The sequence below is a fragment of the Cryobacterium flavum genome (assembly GCF_900103805.1).
In the GTDB taxonomy this organism is placed as follows: domain Bacteria; phylum Actinomycetota; class Actinomycetes; order Actinomycetales; family Microbacteriaceae; genus Cryobacterium; species Cryobacterium flavum.
In genome coordinates this window covers 205,360-217,391 of the sequence record NZ_FNIB01000003.1, presented here as the reverse complement: position 1 = coordinate 217,391, position 12,032 = coordinate 205,360, and the positions used below count along the sequence as shown (strand labels likewise).

The following is a 12,032-nucleotide window of genomic DNA, read 5'->3' as shown; positions in this document are numbered from 1 at the left end:
TGCGTTTCGGCTGTCCACGATGGCCGTGGACGTACTCCGCAAACGGATTGACTGAATAGTCTGCGGAAGCAATCCTAGACGATTCATCGAGCACATTTCGTTCCAAAATCTCGCCCATTTGGTAATTCGGGGGAATTCCCCTTGGCGGCAAGGCAGGATAGATATATGACACGTTCAGCACCTATCGACGACATCAACGAAAAAAATCTTGTCGTCACCGCGCCCAAGACCCATGCGGCGGGCATCCAAGCCGTAGCGGTGGCGCTCGATCGGGGTATTGCCCAGGCTGGTATCGTTCGCACCGCACGGTCGCTGCTGCGCCTCAACCAGCGCGACGGCACCGACTGCCCCGGATGCGCGTGGCCGGAATCCCAGGGACATCGCAAGACCGCAGAATTCTGCGAAAACGGCGCGAAAGCCGTCGCTGAAGAGAGCACGCTACGCACGGTGACGCCCGCGTTCTGGGCAGAGCATTCCATCGCCGAGCTCGCCACCAAGACCGAGTATTGGCTCGGAAACCAGGGCCGCATTACGCACCCCGTCGTCATTCGCCCGGGCGACACGCACTACTCGCAGATCTCCTGGGATGATGCTTTCGAACTCATCGGTGAGCAGATTCGCGCCACGGTGCCCGACCGCACCGTCTTCTACACGTCTGGCCGCACCGCCAACGAGTCGGCGTTCATGTACCAGCTGTTCGCCAGGTCGATCGGCACCAATAACCTGCCCGACTGCTCCAATATGTGCCACGAGTCCTCCGGCTCAGCACTGAACCCCACGATCGGCATCGGCAAGGGCACGGTCTCGCTCGAAGACATCCACCAGGCCGAACTCATTATGGTGGTCGGCCAGAACCCGGGCACCAACCACCCGCGCATGCTGTCGGCCTTGGCCGAATGCAAGGACAACGGCGGCAAGATTGTGGCCGTCAACCCTCTGCCCGAAGCGGGACTGTTCAACTTCATGGACCCGCAGACTCCGAAGGGCGTCGTCGGCAAGGGCACCAACCTGGCTGATGAGTTTCTGCAGATCAAGGTCGGCGGTGACCTGGCCCTGTTCCAGGCGCTCGGTCATCTGTTGCTCGAGGAGGAGGCCCGCATACCGGGGTCGGTCATCGACCACGAGTTCGTCGCCGCGAACACCGACGGAATCGAGGCCTATCGGGCCGCCCGATCGGTGATCGACTGGGCCGAAACGAAAAAGGCCACCGGCCTGGACCGTGCCGCGATCGAGACAGTGGCGCAACTGCTCATCGCGAGCAAGGCCACCATCATCTGCTGGGCGCTCGGACTGACCCAGCAGCCGCACTCGGTGAACACCCTCAAGGAGATCATCAACCTATTGCTCCTGCAGGGCAACTTCGGCAAGCCCGGCGCAGGCGCCTGCCCGGTGCGCGGCCACTCCAACGTGCAGGGCGACCGCACCATGGGCGTGTGGGAAAAGCCGAAGGAGCCCATGCTCGCCGCCCTCGACGCCGAGTTCGGCATCGTATCCCCGCGGGAGCATGGCCTCGACTCCGTCGACACGGTGGATGCCTTCGTGCACGACCGCGTCGACGTGTTCGTCTCCATGGGCGGCAACTTCGCCCTGGCTTGCTCCGATACCGACCTGCTGGAGAAAGCCATGCAGCGCGTCGGTCTCACCGTGCATGTGTCGACCAAACCCAATCGCTCGCACGTTATGCACGGTTTGACCTCGCTCATCCTGCCGACGCTCGGCCGAACGGACACCGATGACAAGCATCCGTCGGGCCGCCAGGTGCTCTCAGTGGAAGACTCGATGTCGGTCGTTCGTACCACTCAGGGACGCCTCGAGCCGGTGTCTGAGCACCTCCTCGCCGAACCGGTGATCATTGCCCGCATGGCCAACGCCACGCTCGGAGAAGACCACCCGGTCGATTGGAAGGCGATGGCGGAAGACTACGACGTCGTTCGTGACCACATCTCCCGCGTCGTACCCGGCTTCGTCGACTTCAACGTTCGGCTCAAGACCAAGAATGGGTTCGTGCTGCCCAACCCGCCGCGCGATACGCGCAGCTTTGCCACCGATATTGGTCTGGCCCGGTTCACGGTGAGCCCGATCGAGTACCTGTCGGCGCCAGAGGGTCACTTGATTCTGCAGACCATCCGCAGCCATGACCAGTACAACACCACGTTCTACGGTCTTGACGACCGCTACCGCGGCATCAAGAACGGTCGTCGCGTCATTCTCATCCACGAAGACGATGTCACCGAGCTGGGCTTCGCCGACCGCGATATGGTCGACGTGATCAGCACGTACCAGGGCGTCGAGCGCCGAGCCGACACGTTCCGCCTCGTGGTCTATCCGACACCGCGCGGCTGCGCGGCTGCGTACTTTCCGGAGGCGAACGCACTCATGCACCGCGAGCTCGTTGCCCGCGAATCGAACACCCCCGGTTACAAGGCCATGACCGTGCGCTTCGTTCCGGCCGGCGCCACTGCCTAGCCTGAGTCAGGCGGCCTGCTCGTCACTGTGTGCGTCGATGATCCGGTCGCCGCCGGCATAGACGACCATGGAGTTGCCGCGGAGAAAGCCGACCAGGGTCATGCCAACCTCGACGGCGAACTCCGCGGCGAGTGACGAGGGCGCCGAGACCGCCGCGAGCACGGGAATGCCCGCCATCAGGGCCTTCTGGGTGAGTTCGAAACTCGCCCTACTCGATACCATGAGCACCGTGCCGGTCAGCGGCAGCCGGTTCTCCTTGACCGCCCAGCCGATGACCTTGTCGACGGCGTTGTGCCGGCCGACGTCTTCGCGCAGCACGAGCATTTCGCCGGAAGCGGCATCGAACAGGCCGGCCGCGTGAATGCCGCCGGTCTTCTCGAACACGTTCTGCCCCGCGCGCAGCTTGTCGGGAAAAGTCGTGAGCAATTCGGCAGTCACTCGCACCGCGTCATCCGCTATCTCAAAGACTGATTTGGTGCGCACGGCATCGATGCTCTCCTTGCCGCACAGGCCACAGGAGCTGTTGGTGATGAGAGAGCGCTCCAAGCTCGGTGCCGGTGGCGCGACGCCGGCACCGAGGGTGACGTCCAGCACGTTATAGGTGTTGACCCCGTCGATCGCCCCAGCGCAGTAGCGGGCCGAATTAAAATCGTCGCCCTGCGTGATGACGCCCTCCGAGACCAGAAACCCCGCCGCAAGGTCGATGTCGTTACCCGGGGTACGCATCGTGACGGCAAGGCGGCGGCCGTTCACTCGAATTTCCAGCGGTTCTTCGACCGCAAGCAGGTCCTCGCCAGCCAGAGGCTGGGCACCGACGGTGATTCGGGTAATTTTGCGTCGCGCGGTAATTCTGTTCATTCTAAAGTCTCCAAAACGCTGGTGCCGTTACCGCACTCCAGCCTTGCCGATTAGCCGCCGATGTAGGACATTTCGATTTTCTTGGCACCAGACGCCCGCAGCTCACTGGTCTTCGCGCTCCGCAGCTGCGAATAGCGGTCGGTGCGCTCCCGCCATAGGTGCGCCATAACGGTGGAGAGTTCCGCGTCGGAGCATCCGCCGCGCATGAGCGCCCGCAGGTCGTGGCCGTCGGTGGCGAACAGGCAGGTGAACAGCTTGCCATCGGTCGACACGCGGGCGCGCGAGCAGGTCTGGCAGAAATTCTGGGTGACACTGGAGATGACACCGATCTCGCCGCCGCCGTCCTGGTAGCGCCAGCGGCGGGAGGTCTCGCCGCTGTAGTTCGGGGCGATCTCTTCAAGCGGCAGCTCGGCGTGGATGCGCGCGATGACATCTTTCGACGGCACGACGGCGCCCATCTCCCAGCCGTTGCTGGTGCCCACGTCCATGAACTCGATGAAGCGCAGAATGTACGGGGTGTCCTTGAAATGACGGGCCATGGCCACGATGTCCTGGTCGTTCTTGCCGCGCTGCACGACCATGTTGACCTTGATCGGGCCGAGGCCGACGGCTTCGGCCACATCGATGCCGTGCAGCACCTTGGCGACGGGAAACTTCACGTCGTTCATGGTGCGAAACGTGGTGTCGTCGAGCGAGTCGAGCGACACCGTTACGCGCTTCAGGCCGGCATCCTTGAGCGCCTGCGCCTTCAGGGCCAGCGCCGACCCGTTCGTGGTCAGGGCAATGTCGATCTCACGGCCGTCGGGGGTGCGCAGCTCGGCCAGCAGGGCAATGAGGTCTTCAAGCCCCCTACGCAGCAGTGGTTCACCGCCGGTCAGCCGAATCTTCTCAACGCCATGGGCGACGGCCACGCGCGCGAGCCGGGTGAGTTCCTCGAAGCTGAGTAGTTCGTCGTGTTCCATGAACGCGAAGTCCCGGCCGAAGATTTCCTTCGGCATGCAGTAGACGCAGCGAAAGTTGCAGCGGTCGGTGACGCTGAGGCGCAGGTCGTGCAGCGGCCGGTTCAGCCGGTCGGTCACGGTGCCGGTGGGCGTTTCAAGGTGCACCGGAATGTCCGAGCGCTCTCGATAGAAGCGCGGAGCTGGTTCTGCAAGGTCGGCGCCGGTCATGTTTCCACCCTAACCCCGCGCTCCGCCCGGAGATACCCAGAACACCGGTAATAAGCGGATGCCCGGGGCCGGTACAGGAGATGGCCTGGCCGGGAGATTTCCCGGCCAGGCCATCCGCTTCACCTGTGCCGTCCGGCAGTGCTGTTAGCCCTTGACGTAACCGTTGGGGTTCAGCACGTACTTCGTCGCCGCACCGGCGTCGAATTCGGCGTAGCCACGCGGGGCGTCTTCGAGGCTGATGGCTTTGGCGTTGACGGCCTTGGCAATCTGCACCTTGTCGTGCAGGATCGCCATCATCAACTGGCGGTTGTACTTCATCACCGGGCACTGGCCGGTCGTGAAGGACAGCGACTTGGCCCAGCCGAGGCCGAGCCGAATCGACAGCGAGCCCACCTGCGCGGCCTTCTCCTTGGCGCCCGGGTCGCCCGTGACATAGAGGCCCGGAATGCCGAGGGCACCGCCAGCTGCCGTGACCGTCATGAGCGAGTTGAGCACGGTGGCCGGAGCCTCGTGATCGGCGTCCTTGCCGTGGCCGCGCGCCTCGAAGCCCACGGCGTCAACACCGGCGTCGACCTCTGGCACGCCGAGGATCTGCTCGATCTGCTCCCCCGGCTCACCCTTGGTGAGGTCGATGGTCTCGCAGCCGAAACTGCGGGCCTGCGCGAGACGATCCGCGTTCATGTCACCGACAATGACGACGGCCGCACCGAGCAGCTGCGCCGAGACGGCGGCCGCAAGGCCCACCGGGCCGGCTCCGGCCACGTACACGGTCGTGCCGACGCCGGCACCGGCCGTATAGGCCCCGTGGAAGCCGGTCGGGAAGATGTCGGACAGCATGGTGAGATCCATGATCTTCTCGAGCGCCTGGTCCCGGTCGGGAAACTTCAGCAGGTTCCAGTCGGCATAGGGAACCAGCACGTACTCGGCCTGGCCTCCCACCCAACCGCCCATGTCGACGTAGCCGTAGGCACTACCCGGACGGTCCGGGTTGACGTTGAGGCAGATGCCGGTCTTACGTTCCTTACAGTTGCGGCAGCGACCGCAGCTGATGTTGAACGGTACCGACACGATGTCGCCGACCTTGATGAATTCCACGTCGGGGCCGGCTTCGACCACTTCGCCGGTGATTTCGTGCCCCAGCACCAGGTTGCTCGGTGCGGTGGTACGCCCACGCACCATGTGCTGGTCCGAGCCGCAGATGTTGGTGGTCACGGTCTTGAGAATCACACCGTGCGGCACCTTGCGGCCGACGTTGGCCGGGTTGACACCCGGTCCGTCTTTGAGTTCAAACGTGGGGTAATCGATGTCGATGACCTCGACGACTCCCGCGCTCTTGTAGGCAACTGCTCTGTTCCCCGTCATGAACTACCTTCCTCGTTTTTCTTCGCGGAGCAAGTCAGACGACCTTCTCCACATTGAATGAGCGCTGCCGATTCTGACTGCAGCCCTTTTACTTCACCACGGTTTTCAGAAATTACAATCAGCCAACTCCCAGTTCGTGCCCCCCGTTCTGGCCTATGGGACGACCAGATCGGGGAACGACTCAGGACTTCCAGACCTGCACGACGGATGGCCGGGGCCCCGCCCACGCACCGGCCGGCGCCGCAGCACCCAGCGCAACGTAGTCCGGGAATCGACTGGACTGGGCGGCCCAGCTGCCGTTCTCCCCCGGATGCTGCACGGCCACGTACACCATCGATTGCTCAGAGCGGATGACCGGCCCGCACGTCTCCGCCTGCCGCGGCACCGAAAGGAACTGCTGCACCCGCCCGCGCTCGGGGCCGGTGAGCGGCACCTTGAACAGGCCGTCGCAGAATCCGATCGTGCTCGGGGCACCGTCGGTGGAGATCCACAGGTTGCCCTCGGCGTCGAAGGCAACGTTGTCCGGGCAGGAGATGGGCGAGACCTTCTCGCTCGGGAAACCGGCGAAGTAGGTGCTCGTGTTCGTCTTCGGATCGCCGCAGACGAGCAGCAGGTTCCAGTCGAAGGTCACCGCGGTGGCGTCGGAGCCGGTTTCGGTGATCTCCACGATGTGGCCATCCCGGTTGATCGCGCGGGGGTTGGGCTCGGTGGCGCCCTCCTTGCCCGGCAGGCCACGGTCGGTGTTGTTGGTGCAGGCGACGTAGATCTTGCCGGTCACCGGGCTCGGCTCGACGTCTTCGCAGCGGTCCATTTTGGTGGCGCCGACGGCATCCGCTACCAGCCGGGTGTTCACGAGGGCGTCGTCGGTGCTGAAGCCGGGCACCTGGCAAACGCCGTCGATGACGAGCGCGACCCACTGGCCGGTGCCGTCGAACTTTTCGTCGGCGGGCAGCTGGCCGGTGCCGGTGATCTCGCCGGCCGGCGAGTTGCCGGTGAACCGGGCCACATAGAGGGAGCCACGGGTGAGCAGGGTCTTGTTGTGGGTGCGGGCTTTCGGGCCCTTCCTCTTATCGAACCGATCGAAGGAGACGAACTTGTAGAGGTAGTCGAAGCGTTCATCGTCGCCCATGTAGGCGGCGACGTGGCCGGTCTTTCCGACGATAACGTTGGCGCCCTCGTGCTTGAACCGGCCGAGGGCCGTGTGCTTGACCGGCGGCTCGTTCGGCGCCTCCGGGTCGATCTCCACTATCCAGCCGAACCGGTTCGGCTCGTTCTCGTTGCCGGCGATGGTGGCGTCGAACCGGTTGTCGACCTGCTCCCACAGCCGGCCGGTAGGGCGGTTGGCGAGGCCGTAGCGGGCATCCGCTGCGCTGGTGCCCGGCGTGCGGAAGTACCCGTTGAAGTTCTCCTCGCCGGAGAGCACCGTGCCCCAGGGTGTGGTGCCGCCGGCGCAGTTGCCGAGGGTGCCGAGCACGGTGCGGCCGGCCGGGTCTGCCCTGGTCTTCAGCAGGTCGCTGCCGGCGGACGGACCGGTGACGGTGAACGGGGTGCTCGCGGTAATGCGACGGTTGAGGCGGTCACCGACCCGGTAGGTCCAGGGCTGACCGGCACGCTTTCGTTCGAGGGCGACCACGGACATGCCGTGGGCCATCATCGCGACGCGACGCTGCTCATCCGCTTCGGCCGGTGTCGTGGCCGGGGTGAACATGATGCCTTCGTTGGTGTACTCGTGGTTGGTGACGAGGGTGCCGGAACGGCCCTTGGTCTCGAGAATGGCGAGGTAGTCGTTGTTGTAGCCAAACTGCAAGGCCTGCGACGCGGCGGTCTGGTGATCAGGGTCGAACACGTCGGTGGCGGCGAACAGCGGGTCGCCCCAGCGGATGATCGGGTTCCAGGAATACCCCGCCGGTACCGAGAAGGCATCGACGGCCGCCGGAACCGGCGCGATCGGCGTGAACGCGAGGCCGCCGCCGGCCGGACCGCCCGGTGCCGCCAACGCGGGAGTCGTCTGGCCAGCCCCCAGTACGATCGCCGCAGCGCCGACGCCAACGCCCACGAGCAGGGAACGGCGGCTCAGGGCCGCTCCGACGATGTCGCGAAAGTAATCATTCGTGCTCTCATTGGGCACCGGGTGAAAGCAGGCGTCTGCACACTTGAGGTGACAGGTGACCGCACTGCGCTTACCGAGCGTATGGCCATCCATCGGCAGCAGAGGGATCAGCGGCCGGTCACGATCGGTGACGCTCTGACGGAGATCTTTGGCTTCACGATTCAACATGCGGGTACTCCTGATGGTTTGGTGAACCCCGAACTGGGGGCAGAACCACCCTCCCGCCACCCGGTGACTCCACGGTGAACCGAATATGAACGTTCGGTGCTGATCAGTGTTACAGGACGATGAGACCGATCACCCAGACAGCGGCGAAACCGGCGACGCCCTGGATGGCCGTGGCCGGGGTGAGCGTGCGGTAGGCCGTCGCGACCGGGATACGGCTGAGCTGCGACACCACCCAGAAGAAGCTGTCGTTGGCGTGCGAGACGACCATGGCTCCGGCGCCGATCGCGAGCACCGAGAGCACTTTGCCGAGGTCGGAGTCGAGGCCGAGGGCCGGCAGCAGCGGCAGGAGCAGCACCGACGTGGTCACCATGGCGACCGTGGATGAACCCTGCGCGGTCTTGAGCGCGGCCGAGATGAGGAACGGTACGGCCAGTCCGAGCCCGAGCGTCGAGAGGGTGCTGCCGAGAAAGTCGGTGAGGTCGGAGGCCGCAAGCACGGCTCCGAAGGCGGCGCCCGAGGCGGTGATCAGCAGGATGGGCGCCGAGATGCGGATGCCCTCGGTCACCCGATCGCCGAACGCGTCGAGCTTGCCCTTACCGCGCAGCAGGAACAGCGAGGCGATCAGGCCGACGGCCAGGGCGATCACCGGGGTGCCGACGAAGACGATGGCGATATACAAGCCGGAGTCACCGAAGGGCGCGGCGGGCAGTTTGGCCATCGACGCAAGGCAGATCAGCAGGATCGGGGCGAGAATCGGCAGGAAAGCCAGAAAGGCGTTGGGCAGCTTGCCGTAGGCGGCGCGAATCTTCTCGTAGTCCTGCTCGCTCTCCTCGCCGCTCGGCTCGGGCATGAGCTCGATGTTTTTCTTCAGGAACCGGTTCGCCCAGAGCAGCCCGGCCAGTGCCGAGACCACGGCGGCGATCAGGCCAAAGCCGATGATGAGCCCCAGCTGGTCGATGATGTTCAGGTTGCCGGCGGCGGCGAGTGGGCCGGGAGTCGGCGGTACGAAAACGTGGGTGGCGTACAGGCCGGTCATCAGGGCGATGGTCATGGCTACGAGCGATACCTTGGCCCGGGCGGCGAGCGACTTCTTGAGGGAGTTCAGAATGACGAAGCCGGAGTCGCAGAACACCGGGATCGACACGATGAAGCCGATAACGCTCATGGTCAGCGTCGGAAACCGGGTGCCTAACACGCGAATCAACGCTTCGGCCATGGCGATCGCGGCGCCGGTGCGCTCCAGGATCACGCCGATGATGGTGCCGAACAGGATGATCAGGCCGATATTGCCGAGCGTGGCCCCAAAGGCCGTCGTCATGGTCGGGGCGATCGTGTCAACCGGCAGACCGAACGCGAAACCACCGACCAGCGCCGCAGCGAGCAGCGCCAGGAAGGGATTGATTTTCAGCTTCGCGGTGGCGAAGACGATGGCGGCGACGAGAGCCACCAGGATGGCGATGCTCAGCATTGAGACGGCCTTTCTATTTCAGGGTGGAACTAGTGGGTCTGGAGAAAGAAGGAAACGACCTGCGCCGTGGTCTCGCGTAGGCGTTGGGCCGCGTGCTCCTGCAGGTCGTCGAGGGTCGCCGGTCCGCCGGCGATCGAGAATGCGGCGCTGACACCGGATGCCGCGGTGTCGGCTGGCGACAGCGCCACCCGCCCGGCGATGACGACGACCGGGCATCCGGTCGGCGCCAGACGTGCGACTGCCACGGCCACCTTGCCGCCGAGCGATTGGGAATCGAAGCTGCCTTCACCGGTGAGTACGAGGTCGGCGCGGGCCATCTTGTCGGCCAGGCCCACGGCATCCGCTACCAGGGTGGAACCGGGTACCAGCTCGGCGTGGAGCAGCGGCACGAGGGTGGCCGGCATACCGCCGGCCGCTCCGGCGCCTGGCCGGCCCTGCATGTTCTCGCCGGTTTCAGCGAGCACGATGGCGGCGAGGTGGGCCAGGCCCGCGTCGAGCTCCACGACATCGTTGGGCTGCGCGCCCTTTTGCGGGCCAAACACAGCGGCTGCGCCGTTTGTGCCGCAGAGCGGGTTGTTCACATCGACCGCGACGCGCCAGCTGACCTCGCGGGAGCGCGGGTGCAGGCCGGTCAGATCGATGGACGCAATCTCGGCCAGGCCCGCGCCGCCGGGCGCGACCGGTTTGCCGGCGGCGTCGAGAAAGCGCGCGCCGAGCCCGGCGAGCAGACCGGTTCCGCCGTCGGTGCTGGCGGAGCCGCCGACGCAGAGCAGAATCTCATCGACCTGCTGATCGAGTAGTTCCCGGGCGAGCAGCCCGACGCCGAAGCTGTCAGCGCGCTGGGGCTGGGGCTGGGCATCCGCTGTCAGGGGCAGGCCGTTGGATTCGGCCGCTTCGATGAGGCCCGTGCGGCCGTCGGACGAGGTGGCGTAGCGAGCCCGGCGGCTGCGCCCGAGCGCGTCGACGGTGAGCATGGTGCGGGGCAGGACGCCCCAGACGGCGGCGATGGCATCGAGCGTTCCCTCGCCGCCGTCGGCCATCGGGCAGAGGATCAGCTGCGGGTCGGGCCGGCCGAGCGCGAGGCCGGCGTCGCGGGCACCCTCGGCCATGGCGGCGGCGGCTTCGGCCGCGCTGAGGCTTCCTTTGAACGAGTCCGGCGCGATGACTATGGTGAGCGGCTTCAGCGCCGTGCGATCGTGCATTGGTTCAGGCTAGAACACAACCAGACACAAATTCAGGTGGAATCACACCACAGTTCTCGGCAAATCATGGGCTATTTACTGTGCATCGTGCACATAGCGAGCGGCATCGGCCGCCAGTGCGACCCGCATCCGCACGGCGGCGTGAAACTGTCGGAGGTTGAGGCCGGTCAGCAGCTCGATGCGGTCGAGTCGCTGCACGAGGGTATTGCGGTGCACGCCGAGTTCCCGCGCCGCGCCGGCAATCGACAGTTCGGCCTGCAGGAACACCCGTGCCGTCTCGTTCAGGGCCGCGCTGAGCGGCGCGAGCACCGATTCAGCGAGATCCTCGATCATGGCGGTGGGCAGGCCGGCGATCGCGAGCTCCAGACCCAGGGCGTCGAGGCGAGTCTCGGACCCGACGTCTACCAGCTCGAGCAGCCCGGGCCGGGCCAGCAGCGCGCCCAGCCGTTCAGCGTCGCTCGCGAGTTGTTGCATGGTGGCTCCGACGCGTCCGATCAGAAAACGCAGGGGCGGCTCGCCGGAGCGCTGCAGACGCTGTCGAAGCAGCTCGTGGCCCAGCGCAGACGACGATCCGCTGAGCACCCAGACGGCACCGTTAATGTCGGCGGCCACCACTCCCGTGAACTCGCGCAACCCACGAAGCAGCGCCACCGACTGGTTCTCGGCCACGATTCCAGTGAGGTTCCACGGTGGCTGCAGTGGCGCGTCGATGCCCCGCAAGCCCGCCATCAGGCGACTCTCGGTGAGATTACCCCGCGCAAGGGCCCCGAGGATGTCCCGAATCGCGGATTCTCGCCACGACGCGTTATCGCGCTGCCGCTCCTGGCTGAGCAGCATCTGAACGGTCAGCACGAGCACCTGCGCGACCGGCAGCACCTCGGCGGGGATTCCGGTGACCCCGACGACGGCCACGACCTGTCCGTCGACGATCAACGGAATATTCACTCCCGGCCGGGTTCCCTGATGCTCGTCGCCGGGAGCGATGTGCACCGCTTCCCCGCGAACAGCGGCATCCCGGGCACCGTCATGCAGGGTGCCGATGCGGGCAGCATCCAGTGAGCCGATGATCACCCCGCCCGCATCCATGATGTTGACGTTGTGCACGAGGCTCGGCGCGACCTGCTCCACCAGGCGCTGGGCGAGCTCACGGGTGATCTGTGCGGTGCCGGGTGCACTGCCGGTCGGTGCGGTGCCGTTCGGTATTGCGTCGGTCATTTGACCATCGTAGA

At 65.5% G+C, this 12,032-nt stretch carries 8 protein-coding genes; 1 reads left to right on the top strand and 7 read right to left on the bottom strand.

Going from position 1 to position 12,032, the window contains the following annotated elements; translation table 11 throughout:
• The first annotated feature begins 165 nt into the window (after positions 1-165).
• The gene (locus BLS91_RS05280; RefSeq protein ID WP_092339687.1) at positions 166-2,466 is read left to right on the top strand and encodes an FdhF/YdeP family oxidoreductase; all 2,301 of its coding nucleotides are present in this window, start codon (positions 166-168) and stop codon (positions 2,464-2,466) included.
• A gap of 6 nt (positions 2,467-2,472) precedes the next feature.
• Here BLS91_RS05280 and fdhD read toward each other — a convergent pair whose 3' ends face one another.
• From fdhD to BLS91_RS05245, 7 genes are all read right to left on the bottom strand, one after another.
• Positions 2,473-3,324, bottom strand: coding sequence for a formate dehydrogenase accessory sulfurtransferase FdhD (gene fdhD / locus BLS91_RS05275; protein ID WP_092339686.1), 852 nt, complete (start codon positions 3,322-3,324; stop codon positions 2,473-2,475).
• A gap of 50 nt (positions 3,325-3,374) precedes the next feature.
• On the bottom strand, positions 3,375-4,493 hold the full coding sequence (gene moaA, locus BLS91_RS05270; RefSeq protein WP_092339685.1) for a GTP 3',8-cyclase MoaA: 1,119 nt from the start codon (positions 4,491-4,493) through the stop codon (positions 3,375-3,377).
• A gap of 144 nt (positions 4,494-4,637) precedes the next feature.
• Entirely contained in the window at positions 4,638-5,855 is a 1,218-nt protein-coding gene (gene fdhA, locus BLS91_RS05265; RefSeq protein ID WP_092339684.1) for a formaldehyde dehydrogenase, glutathione-independent, read from the bottom strand.
• Positions 5,856-6,036: 181 nt separating this feature from the next.
• Positions 6,037-8,058 (bottom strand): PhoX family protein, encoded by a 2,022-nt coding sequence (locus BLS91_RS05260; protein ID WP_241983194.1) that lies wholly within the window; start codon positions 8,056-8,058, stop codon positions 6,037-6,039.
• 184 nt (positions 8,059-8,242) lie between these two features.
• On the bottom strand, positions 8,243-9,601 hold the full coding sequence (locus BLS91_RS05255) for a GntP family permease (protein WP_092339682.1): 1,359 nt from the start codon (positions 9,599-9,601) through the stop codon (positions 8,243-8,245).
• Positions 9,602-9,630: 29 nt separating this feature from the next.
• Positions 9,631-10,803, bottom strand: a complete 1,173-nt coding sequence (locus tag BLS91_RS05250; protein ID WP_092339681.1) for a glycerate kinase — start codon at positions 10,801-10,803, stop codon at positions 9,631-9,633.
• 75 nt (positions 10,804-10,878) lie between these two features.
• The gene (locus BLS91_RS05245; protein ID WP_158252879.1) at positions 10,879-12,018 is read right to left on the bottom strand and encodes a CdaR family transcriptional regulator; all 1,140 of its coding nucleotides are present in this window, start codon (positions 12,016-12,018) and stop codon (positions 10,879-10,881) included.
• Between the last annotated feature and the right edge of the window lie 14 nt (positions 12,019-12,032).